This window comes from Nocardioides sambongensis (assembly GCF_006494815.1).
Taxonomy (GTDB): domain Bacteria; phylum Actinomycetota; class Actinomycetes; order Propionibacteriales; family Nocardioidaceae; genus Nocardioides; species Nocardioides sambongensis.
Genome location: NZ_CP041091.1, coordinates 1,647,129 through 1,674,050, shown reverse-complemented (window position 1 = coordinate 1,674,050; position 26,922 = coordinate 1,647,129). Strand labels below are relative to the sequence as shown.

The following is a 26,922-nucleotide window of genomic DNA, read 5'->3' as shown; positions in this document are numbered from 1 at the left end:
GTAGAGCCGGTGTGGAGTTGGTGGGTGGTCAGGTGTGTCCGAACATCCGGAGGAGCGAAGGCGCGACGAGGAGCGCCATGAAGATCACGCCGAGCAGTGATCCGGGCAGCGTCATGCGCTCGCCGACAGCGTTGGCTTCGGCGATCTCGTCGGTCAGCATGGCCGTGCGCATCGCGCTCGCTCGGGCGCGCAGGCTGTTGTAGACCCCGGCGCCTTCCTCCCCGGAGAGGCGCATGATGTCGGCGAAGTCGTCGAGCTCGGGGAGTCCGAGCTCGTCCGCGAGCGTGTGGAGCGCGTCCCAGGGCGGCAAGCCCGACCAGCGCGATCGGGCGAGTTCCTCGCTGAGGCGGGTGAAGACCCAGGAGTCGCCGCTGGCTGCCGCGGCCTCCATCGCCTGGCGTGCACCGGACCCGTTGTTGCGTTCCAGTGCAACGAGCTCGATGTAGGCGCTCAGCGCGCGGCTGAACTCGACGCGGGCTCGCCGGGCGTCGTCGATCGCGTTGTAGTTGGGCACGAAGAACATGACCGCGGCCAGCGCCAACGACCCGAACGCCGGTACGACGAAGGGGAACCCCAGGCCGAGCAGGCCGAAGAACCACGCCAGCAGGGGTGGGATGAGGAGCCCGAGCGCCGCGAACGTCAGTTTGTCGCCGTAGAAGTGGGCCAGCGGAATCCGGAGCAGGGCGAGCTCGCGATGGGGAGTGCGGAACCACAGGCCGGGCGGCAGCACCTGCATCGCCCACCTGCCCACGCGCTCCTTGCCGTGAACTTTGGTAGCAGGCGGGCGTATCGGTGTCTGATGGGAGGCCCCCAGCCTGGCCAGCGCATCGACGAGGTCGGGCTGTGCCGGCGCCAGTCGCACGATCAGGAGCGCGACGCCGAGGCCCACGAGACCGCCGGCGAGGAGCATGAGCTGGAGGCCGGTGGTCATGGCGTTGCCTCAGCGGCAGTGCGGAGGAAGCGGGGGAGAGGACGCCCAGCTGCCATTCGGCGCATCCAGACGAGCGTGGCGACGTACATGGTCAGGAGAAGGACCAGGACGATCTGTCCGAGCGGGTCGCGGTAGGGGTCCACGTAGGACCCGGACAGTGCGAGCACCACCAGTACCGAGGCGCTGATCAGCGTCACCCACCGTGCGGTGGCTCGTGGCTTGGCCCAGTCGGCCTCGATCTGACGGCGTGCCCGCACATCGGCCGAGACCGACTCGGCGAGCCCTTCCAGCACGCTGGAGAGGCCGGACCCGCGCCGCCGCGCGCCGAGGATCAGGTTCGCGGCGATCAGATCGCCGGTGGCGTCGTCGAGGTCGTCGGCGAAGGCGCGGAGCGCGTCCTCGGTCGACCAGCGCGCCCGAATCCGCGCGACGAGGGTGGTCACCTCGGTGGCGATGGGTGCTGGGCAGGAGCGCAGGGTGGCGATGAGTGCTTGTTCGAGTCCGACGCCGACGGTGAGCACGCCGGAGAGTGCACGTGTCCACTCCTCCATCGCTTCGAGCCGTTCGATGCGGGCTGCGCCGTTGGGCGGCGCGAGGAGCGCGGGTATCCCGACGGCGGCGATCGGGCCGAGGACCACCGCGAGGGGGATGCCGGTGATGGTCCAGGCGAGGACGCCGCCGGCGACGCCACCGATCAGCATCAAGCGGGTACGACGCGACATGGACCGCCAACTCGCACGTCGCGGGGTCGAGCGTCGTGGGGTGCCTTCGTCGACGGGTGTGCGGCGTAGACCCGCGACCAGACCGAGCAGTCCTGCGACGAGGAGTGCTCCCGCGAGTGCCGGGATGAGCGGGATCACGACGCACGCTCCTGTCCGGCCTCTCCGCCCCGTCCGGTCAGGTAGCCGGAGAGGTCGAAACCGTGGCGTGCGAGCTGGCGATAGGAGTCGGGGAGCACACCGGGTGTCGCGGGACCGTCGTCGAGGGCTCGGAAGACGTGGGTAGTGGCGAACCCGGTCTCCTGCTCGCCGGGTTCGAGGGCGACGATCTCGGAGACTCGGCGCCGGCGTTGGGATGCGTTGTCCTCGCGCGTGGTGCTCATCTCGAGGTGGACGATGAGGTCGACCGTGGCAGCGAGTTTGCTGGTGGCGAGCCCGTGGGTGACGTGGGGGCCTGCCTCCATGGCGCAGGTGACGAGCTTGCGGACGGCGGCGATGGCGTCGGATGCGTGGGTGGTGGAGATCGAGCCGGTGCCGGACTCCATCGCCTTGATCATGGCCCAGATCTCCTTGCCACGGACCTCGCCGACGATCTGGCGCGACAGGTTGAAGCGGAAGGAGTCGACCAGGGCTTCGTCGAGGGTGAACTCCCCGGCCTGGCGTCCGTCGGGTCCTCGTTCACCGGTGCCGGGGCGCGCCTCCCAGGCGTGGATGATCTCGTGGTGGCCGAGCTGGTCGAGGTGCAGCTCGTACTCGGTCTCGAAGGTGCCGAGCGCTTCGTGGCTGTCGATCTCCGCGCACAGTGCTCGCACCAGCGTGGTCTTCCCGGCTCCCTGGCTTCCGGAGACGACGATGGAGCGACGTGCGCGAACGGCTGCTCGGAGGAACGAGGCTGCGACGGGGGTGAGGAGGTCGCGTCGTACGAGGTCCTCCAGGCTCACCTGCATCAGCCGGTGTCGACGGATGACGACCGAGGGCCGCGGCGTCACCCAGGCGGCGGCCGCGAGGCGGGCACCGCCGTCGAGCCGGAGATGAAGGCGTGGCTGGGACTCGGAGAACCCACGGGCGTTCACCTCACTGCGCGAGGCGAGGAAGATGAGGAAGTCGATGAGCTCCTCGTCCGACTCCGCCACCGGTGGACCCGGGATCACCGAGCCGTCGACGAGCTCGAGACGCACCTTGTCGTGCCCGGCGATGATGATGTTCTCGACACGGTCGTCATCGACCAGCGGTTGGAGTCGGCCGAGCCGGAACAATGCATCGAACACCGCGCGTGCCAGCCGTTGCTGGTCGGCGACCGACCAGGTGCCGTGCCCGTCGTTGACCGAGTCCGCCATCGCGGTCTCGACCAGGTCCAGCACGATCGAGCGGCCGAGTTCTTGCTGGGCGGTGCGGTCGAGGCGGCCGTGGTCAGCGGCGACGGCCTGGCTGAGCTGCTCCGAAGCCTGCGCTCGGAGGGCGGCGACCAGCGTCCAATCCAACGCATCGTCAGTCGTCGCGGACTCGACCCGCGGGTCCTCCGCGAGAGTTCTCGGGGTTGCGGGTGGCTGTTGGCGAGGGTCCTCTCTGGCGAACAGCGGCAGCTGGCGAAGGTCGGTGGGCTCGCCCCACTTCTCACTGTCGACCCACGTACCTTGCTCGAGCCTCATCGCGCCGCCTCCGCCGTCAATGCGGTCAGTGCGAGACGGCTGCGGCCGACCTGTGCCCGCAGTCCCGCGATCGTCGCCTGCAGCGATCGCAGGAGCGGGCCGGTGTCGAACCCGCGGCCCGGCGCGACGCCGCGCGAGAACACCGAGGCGTGGTCGGGGGCGTCGGCGATGGTGGCGATCACCGGCAGCTCAAGGGCTCGGCTGACGTCGGGTGTGCGGTAGGGCTCGCCTTCCCCGACCAGGACCACCGCCGGGTTCGACCACGCCCGGTCCCGTCGTACGGCGTCGACGTGGGAGCGTGCGGCCGCCAGCGCAGGCAGCGTGGTGCGCGTGAGCAGCGCGGTGACATCGGCACGGCCCAACAGGGGGAGGGGAGAGCCGAGCAGGCCCAGTCGGCCGGCATCGATGATGACGTCCTGGCCCTGTTCGTCGAACTCAGCGAGCACGTCCGCGAGTGGTTCCCACAGATCCCGCAGTGCCGGCGCCTGGGTAGTGGAGCGCGGTCCGGCGACGAACGAGACCGTCGTACCGGGCCAGGGCACGACCACCTCGCGTAGCGCTTCGCGCGTGTCGGCGGGGGAGAGGGCGACCTCGATCAGACCGCGGGGCGTGTCGAGGGTGCCGCGAAGGTACCCGGCCAACACCCCGGCTGCGCCCGTCGGGTCGGCGTCGACCAGCACCACGGGCCGCGGCCACAGCAGAGCCAGACCGACTGCCGTCGTGGTGACGCCCGGGGAAGCGGAAGCGGAGGTGAGCGCGATGACGGCCATCACTCAGCACCCGAATCGAGCACCAACGCGACGTTCCCGGTCGCCACGCGTGCCGCCAGGACAGCGGCGTCCGCATGGGGCACGAGCAGATCGACCACCAACGCACCGGTGAGGTCGTCTACATGGGTTCCCACCACGTCGGCCTCGTTGGTCTGGGGCGCACCCGACGGCGGACCTTCGCCACCGGCGGGGGTGACCACGATCCGCACACGGTCACCGCTCTGGAGCTGCACCCCGGGGACCTGCGCCGCGGTGAGCGCGACTCCGACCACGGACATGCCCTCAGAGGGCAGGACGTCAGTGGCCGTCGAGTCCGAGGTCAACAGGCTGCCGGAGGCGATGTCGAGCGCCGCGCGCTGGCCGACGACCTCATCGATGGCACTCGCCGCGACAGGTGTCAGTGCAGGGTCGGCGTTCACGCGTACGCGCTGAAGGTCGTCGGCCGAAATCACCGCACCGCGCGGGATCGTGCCGCGCGCCGCCAGGACCTCTTGGGTGCTCGTGGTCGTCGTCCATGCCCACGCTCCCAACAAGGCGCCAAGGCAGATGGCGAGGACCGCGGCCGCGACGAGCGCAGGCCGGCGCCGCAGCTTGGGTGGCGGCAGGAGCGGGCGGGCGGCGGGGTTCGGCTCGTGGTCGGTTGCCCTGTCGTCTCGCGTGGGTGTGTACGTCATCTCTGCCGCTCTCACGCCGTGGTGCTCGCTATCGGCCGAGCACCTGCGCTTCTCCGACGGCGATCTCGACCGAGCGGACCAGCCCGTCGAGTCGGATCGTGCCGGTCTGTCCCGCCCCGGACCAGGTGACCACCCAGTCCGAGGTCGCTGTGACGGTGTAGGTACCGCCTTGGTTGTGCGCGCTCGAGAGCGCATACGTGTGCCCGCAATCGGGAGAGTCCTGGGCGCCGAACCTCGGCGCGTACGGCGTCCCGGCCGTAGCGCAGATGACCTTGGTGCCATCACCCATCGACCAGGTGACCTGCTCGACCTTGGCCGTTGCCGTGACCGTGATGCCGCCTGCACTCGCCGACGCCGTGTTGGGGCCAAAGGTCTGCTCGTCGGGATGATCAGCCCACATCCACACCGGCATGCCCACGAGTCCGACGCTGTCCGGTCCGGGCTCGGGTGCGATGCCGATGTCGATCGCCTCAAGGTTCATCGAGTCGATCGCGATCTGCGCGACCTCGCGCGGGGATGGCCCGGCTGCGGCTCCAGGCGGAGCGTCCTGCGCCCAGAACCAGAGCAGGATGCCGGTCTGCGGCTGATAGCAGTGGTAGACCGCACCATCGCCCGGCTCGTGACCCTCCCACGCCGGATCGCCCGCCGGCGGTTGCGGCTTCGCGAGCTCGACGTAGCAGTTGTAGGCGTTGGACCAGTAACCCTCAGCCGAGGTGCACGGCACCGGACCGGCCGGTGGCCGGTCGACGCCCTGCTTACGGGGATCCCAATAGCAGGAGACGCCGGAACCCGTGTCGTCCGGCAGGTCGCCGACCGGACTGTCTCCACCGCTGCCGCCCGGTGCTGGGACCTGGACCCACACCACACACTTCCCGGTCAGAGGGTCGGTGACCTGGCACGTCGTGTCGGCGCTCGCTGTCGGCGCGCTCCCGGCGACGCTGGCGCCGATCAGGACCAGACCGAGGATCAGCGTCACGAGAGGTCGCACGGCGCCTTCTCCAGGTCACGGCTGGTGGCGACACGCCACCCGTGTTCGGGGTCCTTCTTCCACCGGTAGTTCGCCACCGTGTACTGGGTCCAGCCGGCGTCGGGACGATCCGGGCTGATGACGGACTGGCCAGAACGGTCGAGCACGTCGGCGTCTCGAACGTCCCAGCAGACGTTGACCAGGACGGTCGGCACCTTGCCTGCCTTGGGGTCGGAGTTGTCGAGGTTGACCGACTCGATCTCCAACTCAGCGAGCGCGATCTCGCCCTCCTGGTGCTGTCCCTGTTCTCTTTCGGCTTCGATGAACTTGGTCTGGGCCGTGAGTTCGCCGCTCGTCGCCACCGTCTTGAGCTCCGACAGCGGTACGTCGGAGTCCTGCCGCAACTCGTCCCGGACGGCGTAGTAGTCCCGGACGAGACGCTCCCCCTGCGCGGCCGCGCTCTCCGTCGGGCTGGTCGCCGACTCCGTGGCATCGGGGCTCGACGTTGCAGTCGACGAACTCTCGGCTGAGGGCTCAGGATCGCCCGCCGCGCCCTCGTCGGCGCACCCGGTGCCTGCGGCCAGCAGGAGTGCTGCAGTCGCCGAGATCAGCAGTCGTCGTACGTTCGTCATGCCCGAGTCTTCCCTCTCCGACCGGGCTGGCCAGGTTGGGACGCGAACGACGATCGAGAACAGCCCCCGAGCGCCGTACCTGCCTATTGAGTCACCGATCACCAACTTCCGCAACGTCCTCTCCACAGCCACGACACATCACCGTCCTTCCGACAACCCAGGTACGCAGCCGTCCCCAGGCCAGGTTCCGACCACCTGCGTATGCCTCTGCCTACCTCCCCTCGGCGCTCACACGGGGTGCAGATCGAGGGGTCTGTGGAGAACGGCGCACACCTGAGCCCTGTGGAACGGAAACGGCAATGACCGTGTCGATGCGCCGGATGTCCGCAGGCAGTGGATACCGGTATCTGCTGCGCAGCGTCGCCGCGGGCGACGGGCAGCGTGCGCTGTCGACGCCGCTCACCCGCTACTACGCCGAAGTCGGTACCCCACCTGGCCGGTGGATGGGGTCGGGTGTCGGTTTGTTCGGGGACGGTCAGATCGAGTCCGGGATGCGCGTCACGGAGGAACAGCTCGCCCTGCTGATCGGGATGGGCCGGGACCCGATCACCGGCGACCAACTGGGCCGGGCCTATCCCGCCTACAAGAGGCTCGCGGACCGCATCGACACGCGGATCGCGGCCCTCACCCCCGACATGACCGCAGACGACTGCGCAGCCGAGACCGCCCGGATCGAGGCCGAGGAAACCGCCACAGGGATGCGGCACGCGGTGGCGGGGTTTGACCTGACGTTCAGTGTGCCGAAGTCGGTGTCGGTGTTGTGGGGTCTGGCCGACGCCGCGATGCAGGAGCGGATCGTGGCCGCGCACCACGGCGCGGTGGCGGATGTGATCGGGGTGTTCGAGCGTGAGGTCGCCGCCACCCGTGCTGGTTTCTCCGATTCCGATGGTGCGGTGGCCCAGGTCGACGTGGTCGGGGTGGCGGCGGTGGCGTATGACCATTTCGACTCCCGCGCCGGGGACCCGCAGCTCCACACGCACGTGGTGGTCGCGAACAAGGTCCGCACCGTGATGGATGGTCGGTGGCGCAGCCTGGACGGCCGTCCGGTGTTCGCCTCGCGCACCGGGTTGTCGGCGCTATATGACGCGCTGCTCGCGGACCGGCTGTCGCGCGACCTCGGCATCGAGTGGGAGTTGCGGCAGAGGGGGCCGGATCGGAACCCGCGGTGGGAGATCACCGGCGTGACCGATGACCTGATCACGGAGTTCTCCAGCCGAACGCGCGAGATCGAGGTGAAAAAGGACGAGCTCATCGCCGACTACCTCACCCGCCACGGACGCCGACCCTCAGCCAAAACCATTGTGGAGTTGCGGGCGCAAGCCACGCTGGCTACGCGTCCGGCGAAGGAGGTCCGGTCGCTCGCCGACCTGACCACCGAGTGGCGTCAGCGGGCTGCCGAACGGTTGGGCACCGACCCCACGAGGTGGGCACAGACCCTGGTCGGGCGCGACCCCGATGCGTTGACGGTGGACGACGTCCCACCGACCGCGATCCAGACGATCGCCGATGACGTGGTCGCGGCGGTGTCGGTGAAGCGGGCGGTGTGGACGCATTGGAATCTGGTGGCCGAGGCGGCGAAGCAGACCATGGACCTACGGTTCGCCACCACCACCGACCGCGAGGCCGTCGCCGGCCTCATCGTGGACGCGGCCCAGGCACGCTCAGTAGTCCTCACGCCGCCGGAGCTCGCGAGCACCCCGACAAGGCTCCAGCGCGAGGACGGCACGAGCCGGTTCCGACCCCGGCATGGCGAGAAGTACTCCTCGACCGCAGCGCTTGAGGCCGAGGCGCGATTGTTGGCACGCGCCGAGAAGGTGACTGCGCCAACGGTGGCAGCCAGGGCCGCGGGGCGAGCAGGTGGTGGTGGCACGGTCCCGCTGACTGACGAGCAGCGGCGTGCGGCTGAGAGCATCTGTCGCTCAGGGCGCCAAGTGGACGTGTTGGTCGGGCCCGCTGGGGCTGGGAAGACCACCACGATGAGGGCGCTCCGCGCGGCCTGGGTCAGCGAGCACGGGCGGGGGAGTGTGGTCGGCCTGGCGCCGTCTGCCGCCGCAGCCCAGGCGCTGGCCGATGACCTCGGCGTCGCCTGCGAGAACACCTCGAAGTGGCTTCACGAGTACGACCACGGCCGAACCGAACTGCGCCGCGGTCAGCTGGTGATCGTCGACGAGGCGACTCTGGCTGACACGGTGACGATCGATCGGCTCACGGGAATCGCCGCTGGCGCGGGCGCCAAGGTCCTGCTGGTCGGTGACCCTCACCAGCTTCAGTCCGTCGATGTCGGCGGAGCCTTCGCACTCCTGGTCGATCGGCGTACGGACGCTCCGCGGTTGAACGAGATCCACCGGTTCGCCAACGAGTGGGAGAAGGAAGCCTCACTCGCGCTGAGCCGCGGAGACGTCCAGGTCATCTCGACTTACGGCCGCCACCAGCGGATCCGCGAAGGGCTCACTGAGGAGATGGTCGACGCCGCATACGGCGCCTGGCGCTCCGACTGCGCCGCCGGGCGCGCCAGCATCCTCGTGACGGAGTCGGCTCGCGACGTCCGCTTGCTCAACGAACGCGCCCGGGCCGAGCGGCTGCTCTTGGAGGGTGCGGTCGACCACCGCGAGGTCGACCTGATCGACGGCTGCCGAGCCTCGGTCGGCGACGTCGTCATCACGCGCCAGAACGACCGCCGGATCCGGACCACGCGAGGCGGGTGGGTGAAGAACGGCGACCGGTGGCTGATCACCGACATACGGCGGGACAGCTCTGTCGTCGTCAAGCGCCTCGGAGGCGACGGCCGGCGAACAGTCCTGCCGCCGCAGTATGTTGCCGAACACCTCGACCTCGGGTTCGCCGTCACCGCGCATAGAGCCCAGGGCGTCACCGTCGACACCGCGCACGTCGTCGTGACCGCATCCACGACCCGCGAGAACCTCTACGTCTCGATGACCCGCGGCCGCGAGTCCAACATCGCGTACGTCGCCCTCGATCAGCCCGACGACAGCCACTCCACCCCCGGGGCGGATGACGTCACTGCCAGGACGGTTCTGTATGGCGTCCTGCAGCACAGTGGCGCCGACCTGTCGGCCACCCAAACGATCGAGGCCGAGTACGAGCTCCACGGGGGCATCGACCGTCTCGCGGCCGAACTCGAGACGATTGCCGCCGAAGCTCAGCACGACCGCTTCGCCGACCTGCTCAGCCGCTCCGGGCTGACCGCCGGGCAGCACGCCGCGGTCGTCGAGTCGACAGCCTTCGGCCCCCTCGCTGCGGCACTTCGTCGCGCCGAGGCATACCACCACGACCTTGAGCGTCTTCTGCCTCGAGTCGTCGGGCGGCACGGTCTCGAGGACGCCGACGACATCGCCGCGGTGCTCCGCTACCGAGTCGACAAGCTTGCAGCGACTCCGCCGCGCGGCTGCCGGCTCCGTCCACGACTGATCGCCGGCCTGATCCCCGAGCCGCTCGGCCCGATGTCAGCTGAGGACCGGGAGGCGATCGACGAACGGAAGGAGCTGATCGAGTCGCGTGCTCGCGCCCTCGCCAACGACGCAGTCTCCAGCAATGAGGCGTGGACGCGGCGGCTCGGATCTCGTCCGCGTGGCCCGGGTCCTGACGAAGCCTGGCTCAATGCGGTGTCGACGGTCGCGGCATACCGGGACCGCTACAAGATCATCGCTGATCCGCCGGTGGGCGGCAGCACCAAAAATGACGCCCAACGGGCGGATCGTCAGCGTGTGTTGGCCGCCCTCCGTCGGGCTGGGTCGGCGTTCGAGCGCCCCGCTGCGTCGCCGTCGATGGAGTCTCGAGCCATTCCGGTTCCATAGGCGGCCGCGGGGTGTTGTTGTCCACAAGGGACATGGGACGTCCTCCGCGCAATGGGTGGCGCGGCGTATCGAGAAGGTCTCGACCACCTGGAGGGACCTGTGCTGATCTTGATCGCGTTGCCCGTCCTCGTCGCCGTCGCGGCGGTCCATCGCTACCTGCAGTTCTACGCGCCCACGAACGTGCTCGCGCGTCGAGTCCGCACGGCGTTCCCGACGTTTCGCATGGTCTTGGCGCTGTTGGCGTTCGCCGCCGTGCTGCTGGTGCTGATGCACGTCATCGCTGGGTCCATCGCGGCCGGTGCCCCTGGTTGGCTCAACCTGGTCGTGCTCGTTCTCGCATGGGACACGCTCAAGGTCGGATGCCTTGCCCTGGCCGTCGGTCTCCGTAGGATCTCCGTCGCTGCGCGGCGGGCCGCGGGCGCACGTCACCGGGTCGCGCTGCCCGCTTCGTAGGATTGCCCCGTGTCTGACGATCTCTCCCTCTTCGGCGATGACCCAGCGCCGACGCCCGCTGCGTGCGGGTGGGGCACGTCGCCGTCGCGACTCGCTCGGTGCCGACTGCCGTGGCTGGTTGGCCGCAGTCGGTGACGACCGTAGCGACTTTTCTTGCGGACTGTGTGCGGACTACACTCAACAGAAAAGTGAGAACCCGCAGGTCAGAAGTGGTTTTGTGGACGGGCTGGCCTGTAAGCCGGGCAAGATTCCCGCGGGGATGCCATTGACGGTAGTTGGTGGCAAGTGCGGTCTGACCTGCGGTTATGCGATTTCAGAGAACGGTCACCAACGGCAAAGAGTGAAAATCTTGGGCACAGTATGGGCACAGTAAACCGGTGCTGGACCGTCTCCCGCGGCTCGTCCCGCGGTCGGTCTGGCCGGTCGATCCGGACTCGCGGGCGGGTCAATTGCCGTGGCCAACATTGTGGCGCCATGAGCGGCCTAGTGGCGCGCATTTGAAGTAGTTGGACGGTTGGCCTTTGCGAGGATCTGGTCAGCTGTCTTGGTCCAGACGAACGGGTGGGAGCGGTCGTTCCAGCTGTCGATGAAGGCGCGGATCTTGGCGTTGAGGTCCTTGACGGACTTGAAGACGCCGCGGCGGATGGCTTGTCGCTCGACGATGCCGAACCAGACCTCGACGAGGTTCATCCACGAGGCGTGGGTTGGGGTGAAGTGCACGACGAACCGCGGGTGCTCGGCCAGCCAGGCGCGGACGTTCGCGTGCTTGTGCGCGGCGTAGTTGTCCATCACCAGATGCAACTCCACCGGGACGCCGTCGGCGTCGACCACGTGGCGGTAGGTCCGCTCGATCTGGCGCAGGAACGCCAGGAACTCTTGGTGGCGGTGTCGCTTCTTGAGCGCCGCGGCGACCTGTCCGGTGGCGATGTCGAGAGCGGCGAACAGCGTCGAGGTGCCGTGGCGATAGTAGTCGTGCGACCTGCGTTCGATCCGGCCCTCTTGCATGGGCAGTATCGGCACGGTTCGGTCCAGCGCCTGGATCTGGGACTTCTCATCGACGCACAACACGATCGCGTTCTCCGGCGGGGCCAGGTACAAGCCGCAGATGTCGGTGACCTTCCCGACCAGTTCGGGGTCGGTGGAGAACCGGAACGACTCGGCCTTCCACGGCTTGATCCCGTACGAGCGCCAGGCCCGCTGGATCGTCGAGGCGCTGACCTTGATCCTGGCTGCAAGCAGGCTGCTCGACCAGTGCGTCACGCCGAGCTTTTTCGGCGGCGGCTTCAACGTCTCGGCCACGATCGCTCGGTGGTCGAGCTCGCGCGGGCGGCCGGGCTTGGGTGCGTTCGCCAAGCCGGCAATCCCACGCTCCTCGTAGCGACCGCGCCAGTTCAGCACCGTCGTCACTGTCGCGTCGGTGAGCTCCGCGATCCTCGTGTTCGCCTCGCCATCGGCCGCGAGCAACACGATCCGCGCCCGCTTCGCGGCCGCGGCTCCGAACCGGTCCGATCGAGTCCTCTGCTCGAGCTCTTCCCGATCACCATCACGTAGGACCAAAGCCGGAGCAGCACGATTCGCCATACCGCATGATTTCAGATCACGAACCATCTAACTACATACGACGCGCGACACTAGCCACCACGTTGCTGATGGCGACTATGTCGATGAACTGCACCCCGTAGACCGCCACGAAGACGGCAGCGTCGCGGACGTCGGGGAGGGGCACCCAGGTCGTGGGCAGGGGCAGGCTCCAGTCCCAGCCCATGCCGTCCGTGCCCTCGTTGACCACGATCGCGATTGGTGCGGCGATGTCCCACATTAGGTGCAGGGCCGCCACGCCGGCCCAAGTGAGCACTACGGGCGCGGTCAGGTAGCGGCCGGTCCGGGTCGCGGAGGCGAAGAGCGCTCCGCCGAAGGATGGCTGACCAGGTGATGTGGGCCAGGGGTGCGATGCATGCGCGGGCGATGGTGACGGTTGCGGCGGCCAGGAGGGGCTTGTCGCTGCCGTCCACCAGGGCCGTTGAACGCGTAGCCCATGCTCTCGAACGCCGTGAACCCGGCGCCGACGACCGCGCCGAGCACGACCCGGACGCTGGGCTCTCGCGTCGCCACGTGGCGGGCGAGGAGGACGATGAGGATCGCTTGACGAGCTCCTCGATCGTCGCGACGCCGAGGCTGGAGTGGGCTTCGGGAAGCAGGGAGAACCGAACATGGCTGCGGTCAGGAGGCCGATCATGGCGCCGTCCAGGAAGCCTGTGAGCACGGTCAATCCGTCGAGGCTCTTCGGATCGACCAGGTCGAGAGCGAAGGCGACCGACGCGACGGCACGGTGAAGGCCCCCAGCACAAGCACCGACGGCACGAGGTACTCGTTGCGGTTGACGGCGCCGGCGGCCAGGTCAGGGCCCAGAGGCCGGACCCGACCAGCAGGTCGCGGAGCCAGCAACGGCGACCGCGCGGTACGCCGGCTGCAGTTGCCGCAACGCCCGGCCGGGCGTCGACCAGATGTCATCCGACCAACTCCCGTCCGTTGGTCGTGTCAGCGGTCGAGGCCGACCCGCTCAGGCAGCATCAGGATGGTAGATGGACGAGCATTCCGCCGTCGACTGGAAGCACTTGCCCGGTGATGAAGGAGGAACGCGCGGAGGCCAGGAAGAGGTAGGCATCGGCCAGTTCCTCGGGGCGGCCGAAGCGGCGCAGCGGGGTGTTGTTCCGGACCGCGGTCGCTCGGTCTTCGGGGAACCGTTCGAGGGCGCGCGGTGTCGCAGTGACCCCGGGGGCGACGCAGTTGCACCGCACGCCCTGCGGGCCGTACTGCGTTGCGACGTAGCGGGTGAGCGCCTCGACGCCCGCCTTGGCCACGCCGTACGACGCCCAGGCCTCGTCGGCGGCACGAGCCTGTGTAGACGACGTCATCACCACCGCACCTGATCCGGACGCGGCCAAGTGGGGGAGCGCGCGCGCTGTCAGGTGGGTGCTGGCGCGCAGGTTGACGTCGAGGGTCAGGTCCCACGTCTTGCGGGTGCTGTCCTCGACGCGGCCCTCGGACCCGACGAACACGCCGGCGATGTTGACCACGACGTCGATCCGACCGTGGTCGGCGACGACCGAGTCGACGAGCGCGTCGATGGCAGTTTCGTCTCGCAGATCAAGAGCGCGTGCGTCGCCGCCGATCTCGTCGGCAATCGCACGGAGAGGTCCTTCGTCCCGGTCGACGAGGATCAAGGATGCTCCCTCTTGGGCGAACCGTCGCGCGGTTGCACTGCCGATGCCGCCTCCTGCGCCGGTGATGATGGCGATCTTGTTCTCGAGCTCTAGGGCCATTGTCCGAAGGTAGGTCGCGATCGGTCCCGCCGCGCGTCGGGCCGACCGCGTGGATGTGGACATCGACATCTTGCGCGCCGACCGTCACCGAGCTGCGGCCGGCGCGCTGGGGCATCGTTGCGCCATGAACTCCCTGTCGCCCGCCGAGCGAGTCCGGATCCACGACTATCCGAGAGCGCACAACCTGCGTGATCTCGGTGGGCTGGTGACAGCGGGCGGTCAGCGAGTCCGCACCGGAAGGATCTACCGCAGTGACTACCCGGCGTTCGTCGAATCACACGCGGACCCTGCCGGTCAACTCGGGATCGTCTCGGTCGTGGACCTGCGTCGCGGCAATGAATCTGAAGTGGAGTGTGTCGACTGGCGCGCGCGCGGCATCGCCTATCGCCGTTGGCCGCTGACTGCTGGACGGGAGGACTCTTGGCACGCGCGCTACACGTCCTACCTCACCGGCAAGCCCGAGACTGTCGTGGGTGCGGTGCGTGAGGTGATGCGTCCGGAGGGGCATGCCGTGCTCTTCCACTGCGCGGCCGGCAAGGACCGCACGGGTGTGGTGGCGGCCCTGTTGTTATCCGTCCTCGGAGTTTCCGTCGAGGACATCGTGGCCGACTACATGCTGTCGGCCGACAGCGTCGAGCCGGTGATCACGCGCCTTCGCGCGATGGCGCTGTACGCCGAGATGCTGGCCGACAGCACGATCCTGGACCAGGCGCCTCGGCCCGAGCACGTCGCCCTGCTGCTCGATTGGCTGGGGCAGCAGGGCGGGGCGCAGGCGTGGCTCCTGGCGCGCGGCGTCCCGGGGGAGGAGTTCGACGCGTTCCGCGCAGCGATGCTGGAGGACTGAACAGCCCGGCGCGCCCTCTTGTGCAAACGGTCAGACCATTCTAATCTCGGATTGATGTGACCGTCATCTCCAGCGAGAGGGAGCAAGATGACTGCGCCCACCACACTCACGGCTGATCCACGCCACAGGCTCGAGGAGCTGAATCGACGCTACGCCGTCGAACTGCGGTTCTCCGAGGTGTCGGCCGCAGGCGGAGGCATCAGTGGTCTGGTCGCTGCGATCGCGGACCTCACGGCCAATCCGGTCTGGCTCATCGACCCGCAGCGTCGGGTGGTGTCGCGCTCGATGCACGCGCGAGGTTCTGACTTCCGACCGCCTGCGGTGGACGAGCTCCTTGCCCACTACGGCCCGGTTGACCTCGCCGGCGCCCAGCCGATCCTCGTGCCGGCCCAGCCCGCGCTGGGCGTGGTACGCCGCCACCTCCTCATGCCCGTGCGCCGTGACGACTGCCTGTTCGCGTGGCTGGTGATGGCCGAGGTTTCGGGGCGCTTCGGGCGCGATGAGACAGCGCTGGTGAACCGAGCAGGTTTCCATCTGGCAAGTGAGTACGCCGTGCAACGCCGCGTCGCACGCGCCTCGTGGAATGCCCGCGCCACGCTCGCCCGCCAGCTGGTGCGAGGCCACAGCCGGGACGACGACATCGCGGATGCTGCCGACTACCTCGGAGTACAGGCCGACGCCGACCGGGTGCTCGTCTACATCGGGGACAGCCCCGGCGTCGCGGCGCACGACGAGGAGGTGCTGGCGTCGCAGGTGGCGACCGATCTGGGCGTCGAGGTCCTTGCCACCAGGGGTCGCGAGGGCATGATCCTCCTGATCGAGGCACCCGACTCAGAGGTGCCGGTCGCGTTTGTTCACCACGTCAAGAGGGCCATGCGCCGGCTGCTGGCCAGTGTGGGCCAACCTGACACCACGGTGGGTGTGTCCGGGGTGACACGTCCGGCGGGCCTGCAGCGCGCCTACCGTGAGACACGGGAGGTCGTCCTGTGCGTCGACCGGTTCGCACGCACGACCGAGCGTGTGATCGCAGTCGACGACCTCGGCCCGGCTCGCCTCTTCGTGGCTAATGGGGACCTGGGCGCCGTACGTCGTTACGTGCAGGATGTCGTCGGCGCGCTCCTCGACGGCGGGCCCGGAACCTCAGATCTCCTGCGAACCCTCCAGTGCTTCTTCGACACCGGACGTAGCGTCCGCGAGTCGGCGGCCCGATTGGGAATCCACGAGAACACGGTCCGCCTGCGGATGGCCAAGGTCCACGACCTCACCGGACTCGACGTCGCGTCCGACGCCAACGACCAACTCTCTGCGCAGACTGCCCTCCTCGTTCTGAGGTTGGAGGGCCACCCCGCCATCCCGGCCTTCGACGAGCGCCACGCCTTCGTCGTTGGCGCCGACCGGGGGAAGGACTCGGCATGAACACGACGCTGCAGGCAGTCGCAGCGCGGGCATCGGCGACGGTTCGACGCTGATGCGCGGACTGGTCGTCTCCGAAACCACCGGTCCCGACGCAGTCGAGCTGCGTGACGGACTTCCCGAGCCGGCGGGGGCCCACCCGTGGGCTGAGGGGGAACGGCTCCTGGTCGATGTCCGGGCAGCGGCAGTTGCCTTTCCTGACCTCTTGCAGAGCCGCGGTGCGTACCAGCACGGCACGCCGGCACCGTACATCACCGGAGGCGAGTACGCCGGTGTGGTTCTCGAGGCGCCCAAGGGTTCGCGCTTCTCTGCGGGTGACCGGGTCGCCGGGCTGAGTGTGTGGGGCTCAGCAGCCGAGCGGGTCCTCGCCATCCCTCGCTACACAGTCCGGATCCCCGACCAGATGAGCTGGGCCGACGGGGCAGCCTTCTTCCTCAACTACGCCACGGCATGCTTCACGCTGCACCGCGCCGGGTTCGCCGATGGGGAGTCCGTGTTGGTGCACGGCGCTGCCGGCGGCGTGGGCACCGCCGCGCTCGACCTGTTGCGCGGGCGGGCCAAGCCGGTGATCGCTGTGGTGTCCTCCGACGACAAGGCGGCCGTGGCCGAGGCATGTGGCGCCGACGTGGTGCTGAGGACCAGCGAAGGCTGGGCGGAGCAGGCTCGGGAGGCGACCGGCCACGGGGTGGAGATCGTCATCGACCCAGTCGGTGGAGGCCGCTTCACCGACTCGCTGCGAACCCTCGACGTCGGTGGCCGCCTCATGGTCGTGGGGTTCGCCGAGGGCTCGATCCCCGAGGTCAAGGTCAACAGGCTCCTGCTGCGCAATCTCAGCGTCGTGGGTGTGGCGCTCGACCCGTGGGAGCAGCGGTTCCCGGGCTACGCGCCCGAACTCGTCGCCGGACTGGAGGCCGCGGCTGTTGAAGGTCGGGTGCGGCCCTACATCGGTCACCGACTGGCGATGTCCGAGGCCACGGATGCGCTCGGCATCCTAGATCGCCGCGAGGCTCAGGGCAAGGTCGTGATCGAGGTCGCGGGGGGCTGATTTTGCGCGACCGGGGGGTCAGAGCAGCAGCACGCCGCCGTCGACCGGGATGCCGACCCCGGTGACGTACGACGCGGCATCGGAGGCAAGGAAGACCGCCGTGCTGGCGATCTCCACGGGGTCACCCAAGCGACCTGCCGGGACACGGGCGTCGATGATCTTCTGCTGGTAGCGCGGGCTGTAGTTCGCCGTGGCTTCGGTGAGGAAGACGCCCGGGAGGATCGCGTTCACGCGGATGCCTCGGCCGCCCCACTGCGCGGCGAGATCCCGGGTCATGCCGAGCACGCCGGCCTTGGCAGCACTGTAGCCAGCAGCGGGCATCTTGGCGGTCGTCACCGCCATGACGCTGGAGATGTTGACCACCGCGCTACCGGGAGGCATGACCCGACCGGCGGCCTGCGCCATCCAGTAGGAGCCGAAGAGGTTGACGTCGACGACCGACCGAAAGTGCTCAGGCGGGTCCTCGGTGGCAGGGTTGTAGTCGCCGCCGATGCCGGCGTTGTTGACCAGGACGTCACAGCCGCCGAGCTCGCGGACCGCTGTGGCAACCAAGCGGTTGCAGGACTCCACATCGGTCACGTCGGTCTCGACCGCGACGCACCTGCGGCCCAGGCTCTCCACCAGTGCCTTGGTGTCGTCGAGCATCCCGAGGCGGCGCGCACCGATCGCGACATCGGCCCCGGCCGCAGCCATGCCTTGCGCGATGGCGACCCCGAGTCCGCTCGAAGCTCCGGTCACGACAACCACCTTGCCGTCGAGGCGGAAGCGCTGGCGCCATCCGGCGCCTGAGTACGGGTTGTCCGCGAGGTCTGTCACAGAGGGGAGTCTTCTCGGGATGTGCCCGCACATCGACTGCCGAGTGTGGTGGTGCTGTGGGTCTCTCCAGCAGTTGCCGGTCGGTCCGTTGTCACGTCTGCCGAGCAGCCGCAGAGTGGGTGTCGTGCAACCCATCGACACTGATCACCTGTTGGACCGCGCGACCGCGGCCGCGCGTCGACGGACGCCGGATGCGGAGTTGCGCGGGCTGCGGCGCCTCGAGGGGGGAGTGTCGAGCCTGACCTTCGCCTCGACACTGGTCGGTGACCGTGAGGACAAGCCGATTGTGCTGAAGGTCGCGCCCGCTGGCCTCGCCCCGGTGCGCAATCGCGACGTCCTGCGCCAGGTGCAAGCCTTGCGGGCGGTGGGTCGATTGCCCGGCTTCCCGGTCCCTGACGTGCTGTTCAGCGACAACGGGAACCCACCGGAGGAGCCGCCGCTGTTCGCGATGACGTTGTGTCCGGGTGAGTCCTACGAGCCGCTCCTCGACGTCTCCGACAATCCACCCGATGCCTCGACGGTCGCTGAGCGCGCGCGTGCAGCAACTCGCGCACTGGCCCGCCTCCAGGCCTTGACGCCGCATGCGTTGGGACTGGGCGGAGAACCGGTCGCGGCGGTCGATGACGAGCTCGAGCGTTGGCGACGACTCTTCGAGACGGTGGACCCCGACATCGCACCCGGTCAGGAGAAGTTGCACGCCAGACTGGTCGAGCGGGTCCCGCGGAGCCTGGCTCCGCGCCTTCTCCATGGTGACTACCGGTTGGCCAACATGCTGTTCGAGGGCCCCGAACTGGCCGCCGTCATCGACTGGGAGATCTGGTCGGTGGGGGACCCCAGGTCCGACCTCGCCTGGATGCTGATGCATCTGGAGCCCGCCACGTTTTCCACGAGGAACGTTCGGCCGCCAACCGGCAAGCTGGGGCCCTGCTACCGAGCCGTGATGACCTCCTGCAGGAGTATGCCGCCGTGCGGCGAGCAGCAGGAGCCGACGAGCGGGCCCTGGCGGCGATGGGGAAGGACCTCGCCTGGTTCCTCGGGGTCTGCTACTACAAGACGGCCTCGACCATCTCCGTGATCTGGAAGCGCGAGCGGAAGCTCGACGTGCCGGACCCGAAGCTCGTGACCGCCGCCCGCCATCTCGATGAGGTGCTGGCGGCGGGTCACGCAGCTCTCGACCGCGGCTGAGCCTCGAGGTCAGCGGACCTCGACCACGACCTTGCCGACTGCCGTGCGCTCGTCCAGGGCGGCCAGTGCGTCGGCGGCCTGCTCCAGCGGATACACCGCGCCGATCGCCGGTGTGAGTCGTCCCTCGTCGAGCAACTTCTGCACGCCGTGCCGGACTCGCTCGAGTGTCCCCGGATGCTCGGTCTCCATGACGTCCATCGTGATGCCGGTCAGCGTGAGGTTGCGGAGCAGGAGTCGGTTCATCTTGAGCTCGGGGATCGAGCCGCCGGCAAATCCGACGATCACGCCACGGCCGCCGATGCGCAGTGAACGGACGGTGTCGAGGAACTGCTCGCCACCGACCATGTCGACGAAGACCTCGACGCCGCGGCCTCCGGTGAGGTCGCGGACCGCAGTGAGCCAGTCCGTGTCGGTCCGGACCGCGTGCGTGGCGCCGGCCGCCTTGGCCATCTGCTCCTTGGCAGTGCTGGAGACCAAGGCGATGGTCTCGACGCCGAAGGCTGGGCCGAGGTCGAGGACGCAGGTGCCGACCCCGCCAGCCGCGCCGGTCACGAGGACGGTCTCGCCGGGCTGGGCGCCAGCCCTGTCGAGGGCATACCAAGCCGTCGCGTAGTTCATGTAGATCCCGGCGCCCTCGGCATACGACATCGTGTCGGGCAGCTTGACCACGAAGTCGTCAAGAGCGAGGGCCTGTTCAGCCATCGCGCCCTGCCAGACGATGCCGGAGATCCGGTCGCCGGGGATGAGCCACGAGTCATCGGGTGCCTCGGCGACGACCCCGGACACCTCGGACCCGCAGACGTAAGGGGCGGCGACCCCGCCCTGGTAGCGTCCCCAGGTCTGCAGGGGGTCGATGAAGGACAGACCTACCGCGTGGACGTCGACCAGCACGCGGCGCCCGCCGGCGCGGGGATGGGCACCGGTCGGCGCGGGGATGTCCCTGACCACCGCCGAGCGGGGCCCGTCGAGACTCTCGACCACAACAGCACGCATGGAAATCTCCTCAGTCGAAGTAGGCGAAGAGGGACTCGGCGACACACGCCGGCTCGTCCTGTCCCTCGATCTCGAAGGTCTGGCGGGTCCGGAACTTGGAGCCACCGTCGAGCGGTTCGGCCGCGATCAGGTCCAGGGTCATCCGCAGCCTGGAGCCGACCTTGACCGGCGTTATCCAGCGGACCTTGTCGTAGCCGTAGTTCAGGGCGAGCGAGTGCCCGTTCATCTCGAAGATCTCGTACTGGAACTTGGGCCCCAGGGAGAGCGTGTAGAGACCGTGGGCGATGGTGGCGCCGAAGGGCGACGCCGCGGCGCGGACCGGGTCGACATGGATGCGCTCCCAGTCTTCGGTCGCGTCGGCGAACCCCTGGATCCGTCCCTGGGTGATGTCGTGCCACGAACTCGTGCCGAGCCGTTCGCCGACCAGGGCACGGAGTTCGTCGACGCCGTTGAGGATCTTCATGCTGCCATCGTCGGCGGCCGAACTGGTGAAGGCGATGCGCCTCAGTCAGACGGCTGGAGATCTCCACAGCCCACACGGTCCGGGGCGTCCGCGATGGCCGGAACTCGGACCTAGCGTCAAGGTCAGCGTGCACCGCCTCCCGCGTTGCACCCACACCCGCCCGCGGGCCCACCCCAGGAGACGACATGGACTGGACCATCCCCGAGGACGTGGCAACCTTCCTCACCAACCTCGATGACTTCATCGACACCAAGATCAAGCCGATCGAGGAAGCCAACCCCGAGTACTTCGACCACCGGCGCGAGTTCGCCCGCACAGACGTCGAGCGCGGCGGCATCCCGACCCGCCGCTGGCGGGAGATCATGCACGAAGCCCGCGTCCTCGCCGACCAAGCCGGCTTCTACCGCTACCCGCTCCCCAAGGCTCTCGGCGGAAAGGACGGCACGAACGTCGCCATGGCCATCATCCGCGAGCACCTGGCCCACCGCGGACCGGGCCTGCACGCAGAGCTCAGCCACGAGGCGTCGATGGTTGCGAACCTGCCGCTGGCACTGGTCCTCCACGAGTACGGCACGCCAGAACAGAAGGAGCAGTACCTCGAGCGCCTGGTGTCCGGTGACATGGAGATGGCCTTCGGGCTGACCGAGCCGAACCACGGCAGCGACGCCACCTGGCTGGAGACCCGCGCCGTGCGCGACGGCGATGACTGGATCATCACGGGCGCGAAGCGGTGGAACAGCGTGGTCGACGTCTCGGAGATCGACCTCGTCTTCGCCCGCACCAGCGGCGAGGACGGCAAGGCCGAAGGCATCTCGGCCTTCCTCGTGCCGACGGACGCCACGGGATTCGAGGTGCCGTTCTACTGGTGGACCTTCAACATGCCGACCGACCATGCCGAGGTCCGGCTCAACGGCGTGCGTGTGCCTGCCTCGGCGATGATCGGTGAGGAGGGCCGCGGCCTGGACTGCGCCCAGCTCTTCGTCCACGAGAACCGCATCCGCCAGGCAGCCAGCTCGCTGGGAGCTGCACAGTTCTGCATCGACAAGGCCATCGACTACACCGAGGAGCGCTCGCTCTTCGGCAAGGCGATGCGCGACTACCAGGGCGTCCAGTGGCAGCTGGTCGAGCTCCAGACCGAGGCGGAGCTGGTCCGCAACACCATTGCCAAGGTCGCGTGGGAGATGGACGTGCACGGGAAGACGGCCGTGAGTGACAAGGTGGCGATGGTCAATGTGCGCGGCAACCGACTCGCCTGCGACGCGGCCGACCGGGCCATGCAGGTGCATGGGGGAGTCGGCTACAGCCGGCACTACCCGTTCGAGCACATCTACCGCCACCACCGGCGCTACCGGATCACCGAGGGCTCCGACGAGCTGCAGTACCGGCGCATCGCTGCTGGGATGTGGAACTTCCGCTCAGGGAGCTGAGTCTACCCCGACCAGTCCGTGCAGGACGAGGTCCACGATCGCGTCGGCGGCGCGCGGGACGGCCAGGGTCCGTTCCGGCCAGCCTGGGACCGAGAAGACCAGTCCAAGGCAGCCTTGGGTGACCGCGCCGATCGTGGCCTCGTCGAGGGCTGGCCTGGCTCGTGAGACCAGTCGCTCCCACGCTTTCGTGTACTCCTTGCGGCGTACGGCGAAGGGGGCGGCCCACGGGTCGGCCAGCGACCGGACCTCCCGCTGGTAGAGCGCGACGAGCGGCCGATTGACCAGGGCGAAGTCCACGTGGTGGCGCAGCGCACGCTCGAGATCGCCGCGGGGGTCGGGATCGGTCGGCTCCGTCGCGGTCAGCAACTCGTCCATCGCCTCGTCCAGCAGCTTGGCAAGGATCTCGTCCTTGCCCGAGAAGTAGCGGTAGAGCGACGGACCACTGAGCCCGGCGCGGGATCCGAGCTCGTCCATCCCGACACCATGGAACCCCTTCTCGTGGAAGGCGACCGCGGCGGCGTCGAGAATCCGTCGGTCGCGTGCCACGGCGTGAGACTATCATCGACCGGAACGATCGTTCACGGATAGGTGATGAGGTTCATGGAGCCTGGCAGTGCCGCCTCCGCGCGACGACGCGCGGAACTCCTTGCTCGCGGAATCGAGGTCCACGGCGCCGCCGTCGCGCTGCTTCGTGGCCTTCCCGCCCCCGACCGGGACGTGGACACCACCGACGACGTCGCGGAGATCAACCAGCCGGCCTCGAGTGAGCTGCGCCTGCTCGACGGTCAGTTGGCCATCCTGGGCGGCATGATGCGCGAGTGCCTGGTGACGCCCGAGACCGCTGTTCGCCCGCAGGACGTCGTGGCGGTGAGCCAAGCCCTCCACGACATCCACGCCGTTCGGTTCGCGATCCACGACCACCTTGGGCACGACCGGTTGCGACGCCTCGGTCACCTCGACCACGGACTCAGCGAGCTGCGTCAGGTGACCGACCAGGACAAGCTCCTCGACGAGGTCTGCGAGGCCGCCGGCCGTGCCGGTGGATTCGAGCGCGTGATGCTGTCCCGTGTCGACGGCGACACCTGGCGCCCGTGGAGGAGCTGGGCCCACGAGGTCGGCTCCACGGAGCTCACCTTCCGCGACTGGATCCGCGAGGTGCCTGCGATCGAACTGTCACAGATGCTTCTCGAGAGCGAGATGGTCAGGGACCGGCAGCCCGCCCTCGTGGCGGACGCTGGTGAGGATCCCCGCGTCCACGCGCCCATGGCTCACGCGTCTGGCCTCACCTCGTACGCCGCCGCGCCTATCCTCGCTGGAGATCGAGTCATCGGCTTGCTGCACGCCGACAACGCGGGCGCCGAGATGGTCGACCTCGATCGCGACATCTTGTGGTTCTTCGCGATCGGCTTCGCCCAGATCTTCGAACGCGCCGTCCTCCTCGACAGGCTGGGGGAGCAGCGGTCGCGGGTTCTGGAGGCGATGCGCGACATCGAGGCCGCGCTCGACGATCTCGCGACCAGCACGATCGACCTGACCCACCGTGACGACGCCACGGCCGTCGGAGTCAGCCGGACCTTCGGCCCCGCCCCGTCGACAGCGAGCGCTCGCGGGCGCTCGAGGAGCTCCTGACGGCCCGCGAGCTGGAGGTGCTCGCACTGATGGCCACCGGTGCCACCAACGATCGGATCGCGCAGGCGTTGGTGATCGCGACCGGCACCGTCAAGTCCCACGTGAAGCAGGTCCTGCGCAAGCTGCGCGTCGAGAACCGCGCCGAGGCGATCTCGCAGTACCTGCGGCTCACCATCGGCTCCCGGGAGGACTGACGGCCACCGCCACCTCCGTTGCCTAATCGGTCTGACCATTGTAATGTGGGGACCAGTATCGAGCGACGTGCGTCACGCTCTCGATCTCCTGGAGCAGACCGACCTGAGGAGTTGCCATGGCGTTGGCCACGGTGCACGACCGTTACAGCGACGACGAGATCGCCCGCTTCTACGACGAGGGCCTGTGGACGTCCGACACCCTCTTCGGACTCGTCGAGAAGCAGGCGGCCACGCACCTCGACAAGGTCTTCGGCACCGACGCGGTCACCTCGGTGACCTATACGGAGCTCCGTGACCGGGGGCGGGCCTTGGCGGTCGGGCTGAGGCGCCGAGGCATCGGTCCCGGCGACAGGGTTGTCGTGCAGATGCCCAGCTGGACCGAGTTCTTCGTCATCGCAGCCGCGGTCGCCCGGATCGGTGCGATCCTCGTCCCGGTCATGCCGATCTACCGTGACGACGAGGTCGGCTTCATCGTCGAGACTGCCGGCGCGAAGGCAGCCTTCACTGCGCTGGACTACCGCCGCTTTGACCACGCACGGATGTTCACAGAGCTCGCGGCGGCCAGCCCGACGCTCGACCTGGTGATCGTGGTGCGTCCCGACGGCGAGCTGCCGGCCGGCGCCGTCGCCTTCGACGAGATCCCGGTCGAACGTGCCGCTGACGAAGCGGACGCAGAGATCGGCCCGGGTGTCGGTCCGGACGAACCCTTCGTCATCGTGTTCAGCTCGGGCACCACGTCACGGCCGAAGGGGTGCCTGCACACCTTCAACACCATGGCCTGCGGTGCGAGGCTCCTCGGCCGCGGTTGGGGCTACACCGAGGACGACGTGCAGTTCGGCCCTCGCCCGTCACGCACACGACAGGACTGGTCACCAGCTTCATCCTGCCGATGGCACATGGCGCGGCAACTCACCTGATGGAGCAGTGGGAGCCGAGGGAGGGGCTGGAGCGGATTCGGAAGTTCGGTTGCACGGCCTGTGTCAGCGCCACGACCTTCCTCCAGATGCTGATCGACGTCTACGACCCGTCGGTCCATGACGCCAGCACGATGCGGTTCTGGACCGCGGCTGGAGCACCGATCCCGGCAAGCTTCGTCGAGGCGGCCCGTTCGGCGCTGCCGAACATGGCCGTCCTCAGCCTCTACGGACGCACCGAGAACATCACCACCACGATGTGCACCATCGACGAGGATCCCCAACGGTCGATGACATCTGACGGCAGGGCCCTTCCCCTGCAGGAGGTCCGCATCGTCGACGGGATGGGCAACGAGGTGCCGCGCGGCGAGGAGGGCGACATTGCCTACCGAGGCGCGATGAACTGCCTGGAGTACATCGGCCAGCCCGAACTGACCGCCGCCGGGTACACCCATGACGGGTTCCACCTCTCCGGCGACCTCGGTCGAATGGACGACGACGGTTTCGTCCGCGTGACCGGCCGGACCAAGGACATCGTGATCCGAGGCGGGATGAACATCAGCGTCCGACAGGTCGAGGACGCGCTCACAGGACACCCGGCCGTCGCCGCCGTCGCCCTGGTCGGCATGCCCGATCGCCAGTTGGGCGAGCGCGTCTGCTGCTACCTCGTCCTGCGTGAGGGCCACGACCTCACCCTGGAGGCGATCCGCGAGTTCCTGCTCGGTCAAGGCCTCGCCATCCAGAAGGTGCCCGAGCGGCTCGAGATCGTCACCGAACTGCCCATGACCGCGACCGGCAAGGTGCAGAAGCACGTCCTCCGGGCGGAGATCGCCGAGAAGCTGGAGAAGGCGGGGGCAGCCTGATGGAGCTGGCCGACGCACCCGACGAAGCCGACTTCCGCGCTCGAGTGCGGACGTGGCTGGCCGAGGCCTTGCCTCAGCTGCCGTGGCCGGAGCCCGAGGTCCTCGAGGCGAAGGCGCCGTTCTGGCGCGAGTGGCAGCGCATGCTGTTCGACGCAGGCCTGGCCGGTCTGACCTGGCCGGTGGAGTACGGCGGGCAGGGGCTCGACGAGCGGATGCGGGCCATCTTCGGCGAGGAGTGCGACCTGGCGGGTGCGCCGGAACGGCTCAACATCATCGGTGAGGACTTCTGCGGTCCGACGATCGCGCACTTCGGCACGCCTGACCAGAAGGAGCGGCTCCTGGAGCCGATCCTGACCGGCGCTGAGATCTGGTGCCAGCTGTTCTCCGAGCCCGGCGCTGGCTCCGACCTCGCGAGCCTGCGCACCAAGGCCGTCAAGGTCGACGGCGGTTGGCGGATCACCGGGCAGAAAATCTGGACCAGCCGGGCCCAGATCGCCGCCCACGCCATTCTCCTGGCCCGCACCGGTGGTGCGGACCCTGCCAAGGCCCGACACCGCGGCATCACGTTCTTCCTGCTCCCGATGGACAGCGAGGGCGTCACCGTCCGGCCACTGCAGCACATGCTGGGGGAGGCCGAGTTCAACGAGGTGTTCCTCGACGACGTCTTCGTCCCCGACGCCAACGTGGTCGGCGAGGTCGACGGCGGCTGGGCCGTGACGATGGGGACCCTCGCCTTCGAGCGGGTCGCCATCGCGACGGGCCGGGTCAACACCACGAAGGCCGTCACCGACATCATCGATGACGTCCGTTCCATGACAGATGGCGACGGGCAGCCGCTCGGCGCCGACCCGAAGGTCCGCCAGAGAATCGCCGACCTGTGGGCGCGGGCGTTGATCCACAAGACGATCAGTCAACGCGTCATCACGGGCGCCGCGGCCGGTGCGCCGCCGGGGCCTGTGACATCGATCGGCAAGCTCTACTTCTGCCCCCTGGTTGAGGACCTCGCTGACTTCCGGCTCTCACTCGCACCCCTCGGAGGGCAGTTCGACCCGGCCGAGGACGATGACGAACTCGCCGCAACGCGGTCCTGGCTTCGCCTGGCCAACCAGAGCCGAGGCACCGCCATCGCCGGCGGGTCGACCTTCATCCAACGCAACATCGCGGCCGAGCGCATCCTCGGCATGCCGCGCTCATGACCCAGGA

At 68.7% G+C, this 26,922-nt stretch carries 26 protein-coding genes and 1 pseudogene; 12 read left to right on the top strand and 15 right to left on the bottom strand.

Translation table 11 applies throughout. From position 1 onward, the window contains the following. Positions 1-28 precede the first annotated feature (28 nt). The 7 genes from FIV43_RS07825 to FIV43_RS07795 are packed head-to-tail and all read right to left on the bottom strand — an operon-like array spanning position 29 to position 6,474. Positions 29-931, bottom strand: a complete 903-nt coding sequence (locus FIV43_RS07825) for a type II secretion system F family protein (RefSeq protein ID WP_141013670.1) — start codon at positions 929-931, stop codon at positions 29-31. Next, a complete protein-coding gene (locus tag FIV43_RS07820; RefSeq protein ID WP_141013669.1) occupies positions 928-1,791 on the bottom strand; it encodes a type II secretion system F family protein in 864 nt (287 codons plus the stop codon). Before FIV43_RS07820 ends, FIV43_RS07825 begins: the two co-directional genes overlap by 4 nt. Continuing rightward, complete coding sequence (locus tag FIV43_RS07815) at positions 1,788-3,299, bottom strand: CpaF family protein (RefSeq protein ID WP_141013668.1); 1,512 nt, start codon at positions 3,297-3,299, stop codon at positions 1,788-1,790. The genes FIV43_RS07820 and FIV43_RS07815 overlap by 4 nt, the downstream gene beginning before the upstream one ends. Then, on the bottom strand, positions 3,296-4,069 hold the full coding sequence (locus FIV43_RS07810; RefSeq protein WP_141013667.1) for a P-loop NTPase family protein: 774 nt from the start codon (positions 4,067-4,069) through the stop codon (positions 3,296-3,298). Before FIV43_RS07810 ends, FIV43_RS07815 begins: the two co-directional genes overlap by 4 nt. Then, positions 4,069-4,743 carry an SAF domain-containing protein gene (locus FIV43_RS07805; protein ID WP_141013666.1) on the bottom strand — a complete coding sequence of 225 codons (675 nt, stop codon included), beginning with the start codon at positions 4,741-4,743 and terminating at the stop codon, positions 4,069-4,071. Before FIV43_RS07805 ends, FIV43_RS07810 begins: the two co-directional genes overlap by 1 nt. Before the next feature lie 28 nt (positions 4,744-4,771). Further along, positions 4,772-5,731 (bottom strand): hypothetical protein, encoded by a 960-nt coding sequence (locus tag FIV43_RS07800; RefSeq protein WP_141013665.1) that lies wholly within the window; start codon positions 5,729-5,731, stop codon positions 4,772-4,774. Continuing rightward, on the bottom strand, positions 5,716-6,474 hold the full coding sequence (locus FIV43_RS07795) for a hypothetical protein (protein WP_231123821.1): 759 nt from the start codon (positions 6,472-6,474) through the stop codon (positions 5,716-5,718). Before FIV43_RS07795 ends, FIV43_RS07800 begins: the two co-directional genes overlap by 16 nt. Here FIV43_RS07795 and mobF point away from each other — a divergent pair. After that, entirely contained in the window at positions 6,429-10,157 is a 3,729-nt protein-coding gene (gene mobF / locus FIV43_RS07790; protein ID WP_231123820.1) for a MobF family relaxase, read from the top strand. The genes FIV43_RS07795 and mobF overlap by 46 nt on opposite strands. 99 nt (positions 10,158-10,256) lie before the next feature. Then, complete coding sequence (locus tag FIV43_RS07785; RefSeq protein ID WP_141012961.1) at positions 10,257-10,610, top strand: hypothetical protein; 354 nt, start codon at positions 10,257-10,259, stop codon at positions 10,608-10,610. 483 nt (positions 10,611-11,093) lie between these two features. Here FIV43_RS07785 and FIV43_RS07780 read toward each other — a convergent pair whose 3' ends face one another. The 4 genes from FIV43_RS07780 to FIV43_RS07765 all read right to left on the bottom strand — a co-directional run bounded on the left by FIV43_RS07780 (position 11,094) and on the right by FIV43_RS07765 (position 13,933). Beyond that, positions 11,094-12,191 (bottom strand): IS630 family transposase, encoded by a 1,098-nt coding sequence (locus tag FIV43_RS07780; protein ID WP_141013664.1) that lies wholly within the window; start codon positions 12,189-12,191, stop codon positions 11,094-11,096. 31 nt (positions 12,192-12,222) lie between these two features. Further along, positions 12,223-12,447 carry a hypothetical protein gene (locus tag FIV43_RS07775; protein WP_141013663.1) on the bottom strand — a complete coding sequence of 75 codons (225 nt, stop codon included), beginning with the start codon at positions 12,445-12,447 and terminating at the stop codon, positions 12,223-12,225. Between the two features lie 29 nt (positions 12,448-12,476). After that, positions 12,477-12,692: a hypothetical protein gene (locus FIV43_RS23750; protein WP_407938875.1), complete on the bottom strand. Its 216-nt coding sequence runs from the start codon at positions 12,690-12,692 to the stop codon at positions 12,477-12,479. 488 nt (positions 12,693-13,180) lie between these two features. Further along, on the bottom strand, positions 13,181-13,933 hold the full coding sequence (locus FIV43_RS07765; RefSeq protein ID WP_181407714.1) for an SDR family NAD(P)-dependent oxidoreductase: 753 nt from the start codon (positions 13,931-13,933) through the stop codon (positions 13,181-13,183). Positions 13,934-13,988: 55 nt separating this feature from the next. Here FIV43_RS07765 and FIV43_RS07760 point away from each other — a divergent pair, with 55 nt between their 5' ends. The 3 genes from FIV43_RS07760 to FIV43_RS07750 all read left to right on the top strand — a co-directional run bounded on the left by FIV43_RS07760 (position 13,989) and on the right by FIV43_RS07750 (position 17,235). Continuing rightward, positions 13,989-14,777 carry a tyrosine-protein phosphatase gene (locus FIV43_RS07760; RefSeq protein ID WP_141013661.1) on the top strand — a complete coding sequence of 263 codons (789 nt, stop codon included), beginning with the start codon at positions 13,989-13,991 and terminating at the stop codon, positions 14,775-14,777. Between the two features lie 87 nt (positions 14,778-14,864). Further along, entirely contained in the window at positions 14,865-16,193 is a 1,329-nt protein-coding gene (locus FIV43_RS07755; protein ID WP_141013660.1) for a PucR family transcriptional regulator, read from the top strand. Further along, the gene (locus FIV43_RS07750; protein WP_196781011.1) at positions 16,162-17,235 is read left to right on the top strand and encodes an NADPH:quinone oxidoreductase family protein; all 1,074 of its coding nucleotides are present in this window, start codon (positions 16,162-16,164) and stop codon (positions 17,233-17,235) included. The genes FIV43_RS07755 and FIV43_RS07750 overlap by 32 nt, the downstream gene beginning before the upstream one ends. Positions 17,236-17,253: 18 nt before the next feature. Here the strand turns inward: FIV43_RS07750 and FIV43_RS07745 are convergent, their stop codons facing one another. Further along, complete coding sequence (locus FIV43_RS07745) at positions 17,254-17,973, bottom strand: SDR family NAD(P)-dependent oxidoreductase (RefSeq protein WP_196781010.1); 720 nt, start codon at positions 17,971-17,973, stop codon at positions 17,254-17,256. Positions 17,974-18,175: 202 nt separating this feature from the next. On the opposite strand from FIV43_RS07745, the gene FIV43_RS07740 reads away from it, so the two are divergent. Next, positions 18,176-19,126 carry a phosphotransferase family protein gene (locus tag FIV43_RS07740; protein WP_196781009.1) on the top strand — a complete coding sequence of 317 codons (951 nt, stop codon included), beginning with the start codon at positions 18,176-18,178 and terminating at the stop codon, positions 19,124-19,126. A gap of 119 nt (positions 19,127-19,245) precedes the next feature. On the opposite strand, the gene FIV43_RS07735 is transcribed toward FIV43_RS07740, so the two are convergent. Both FIV43_RS07735 and FIV43_RS07730 read right to left on the bottom strand, forming a co-directional pair. Beyond that, positions 19,246-20,229, bottom strand: coding sequence for an NADPH:quinone oxidoreductase family protein (locus FIV43_RS07735; RefSeq protein WP_141013658.1), 984 nt, complete (start codon positions 20,227-20,229; stop codon positions 19,246-19,248). A 10-nt stretch (positions 20,230-20,239) separates the two neighbouring features. Beyond that, positions 20,240-20,692 carry a MaoC family dehydratase gene (locus FIV43_RS07730; RefSeq protein WP_141013657.1) on the bottom strand — a complete coding sequence of 151 codons (453 nt, stop codon included), beginning with the start codon at positions 20,690-20,692 and terminating at the stop codon, positions 20,240-20,242. 185 nt (positions 20,693-20,877) lie between these two features. On the opposite strand from FIV43_RS07730, the gene FIV43_RS07725 reads away from it, so the two are divergent. Next, complete coding sequence (locus tag FIV43_RS07725) at positions 20,878-22,119, top strand: acyl-CoA dehydrogenase family protein (protein ID WP_141013656.1); 1,242 nt, start codon at positions 20,878-20,880, stop codon at positions 22,117-22,119. On the opposite strand, the gene FIV43_RS07720 is transcribed toward FIV43_RS07725, so the two are convergent. Next, a complete protein-coding gene (locus tag FIV43_RS07720) occupies positions 22,108-22,665 on the bottom strand; it encodes a TetR/AcrR family transcriptional regulator (RefSeq protein WP_141013655.1) in 558 nt (185 codons plus the stop codon). The two genes, FIV43_RS07725 and FIV43_RS07720, sit on opposite strands and share 12 nt — an antisense overlap. Before the next feature lie 54 nt (positions 22,666-22,719). On the opposite strand from FIV43_RS07720, the gene FIV43_RS07715 reads away from it, so the two are divergent. The 5 genes and pseudogenes from FIV43_RS07715 to FIV43_RS07700 all read left to right on the top strand — a co-directional run bounded on the left by FIV43_RS07715 (position 22,720) and on the right by FIV43_RS07700 (position 26,915). Further along, positions 22,720-23,748 carry a GAF domain-containing protein gene (locus FIV43_RS07715; RefSeq protein ID WP_181407713.1) on the top strand — a complete coding sequence of 343 codons (1,029 nt, stop codon included), beginning with the start codon at positions 22,720-22,722 and terminating at the stop codon, positions 23,746-23,748. A 29-nt stretch (positions 23,749-23,777) separates the two neighbouring features. Then, positions 23,778-23,942 carry a response regulator transcription factor gene (locus FIV43_RS07710; protein WP_141013653.1) on the top strand — a complete coding sequence of 55 codons (165 nt, stop codon included), beginning with the start codon at positions 23,778-23,780 and terminating at the stop codon, positions 23,940-23,942. Between the two features lie 116 nt (positions 23,943-24,058). Continuing rightward, positions 24,059-25,212, top strand: a pseudogene (locus tag FIV43_RS21405) (AMP-binding protein); the annotation flags it as partial. Then, positions 25,201-25,719, top strand: coding sequence for an AMP-binding enzyme (locus FIV43_RS23745; protein ID WP_407938888.1), 519 nt, complete (start codon positions 25,201-25,203; stop codon positions 25,717-25,719). The pseudogene FIV43_RS21405 and the gene FIV43_RS23745, both read left to right, overlap by 12 nt. After that, positions 25,719-26,915, top strand: coding sequence for an acyl-CoA dehydrogenase family protein (locus tag FIV43_RS07700; RefSeq protein WP_141013652.1), 1,197 nt, complete (start codon positions 25,719-25,721; stop codon positions 26,913-26,915). Before FIV43_RS23745 ends, FIV43_RS07700 begins: the two co-directional genes overlap by 1 nt. Positions 26,916-26,922 lie beyond the last annotated feature (7 nt).

Excerpts from the sequence above, each read along its gene's own strand:
- FIV43_RS07825 (WP_141013670.1), bottom strand. The coding sequence starts at position 931 with ATGACCACCGGCCTCCAGCTCATGCTCCTCGCCGGCGGTCTCGTGGGC.
- FIV43_RS07815 (WP_141013668.1), bottom strand. The coding sequence starts at position 3,299 with ATGAGGCTCGAGCAAGGTACGTGGGTCGACAGTGAGAAGTGGGGCGAG.
- FIV43_RS07810 (WP_141013667.1), bottom strand. The coding sequence starts at position 4,069 with ATGGCCGTCATCGCGCTCACCTCCGCTTCCGCTTCCCCGGGCGTCACC.
- FIV43_RS07805 (WP_141013666.1), bottom strand. The coding sequence starts at position 4,743 with ATGACGTACACACCCACGCGAGACGACAGGGCAACCGACCACGAGCCG.
- FIV43_RS07780 (WP_141013664.1), bottom strand. The coding sequence starts at position 12,191 with ATGGCGAATCGTGCTGCTCCGGCTTTGGTCCTACGTGATGGTGATCGG.
- FIV43_RS07765 (WP_181407714.1), bottom strand. The coding sequence starts at position 13,933 with ATGGCCCTAGAGCTCGAGAACAAGATCGCCATCATCACCGGCGCAGGA.
- FIV43_RS07755 (WP_141013660.1), top strand. The coding sequence starts at position 14,865 with ATGACTGCGCCCACCACACTCACGGCTGATCCACGCCACAGGCTCGAG.
- FIV43_RS07735 (WP_141013658.1), bottom strand. The coding sequence starts at position 20,229 with ATGCGTGCTGTTGTGGTCGAGAGTCTCGACGGGCCCCGCTCGGCGGTG.
- FIV43_RS07730 (WP_141013657.1), bottom strand. The coding sequence starts at position 20,692 with ATGAAGATCCTCAACGGCGTCGACGAACTCCGTGCCCTGGTCGGCGAA.
- FIV43_RS07725 (WP_141013656.1), top strand. The coding sequence starts at position 20,878 with ATGGACTGGACCATCCCCGAGGACGTGGCAACCTTCCTCACCAACCTC.
- FIV43_RS07715 (WP_181407713.1), top strand. The coding sequence starts at position 22,720 with ATGGAGCCTGGCAGTGCCGCCTCCGCGCGACGACGCGCGGAACTCCTT.
- FIV43_RS07710 (WP_141013653.1), top strand. The coding sequence starts at position 23,778 with ATGGCCACCGGTGCCACCAACGATCGGATCGCGCAGGCGTTGGTGATC.
- FIV43_RS23745 (WP_407938888.1), top strand. The coding sequence starts at position 25,201 with ATGGGCAACGAGGTGCCGCGCGGCGAGGAGGGCGACATTGCCTACCGA.
- FIV43_RS07700 (WP_141013652.1), top strand. The coding sequence starts at position 25,719 with ATGGAGCTGGCCGACGCACCCGACGAAGCCGACTTCCGCGCTCGAGTG.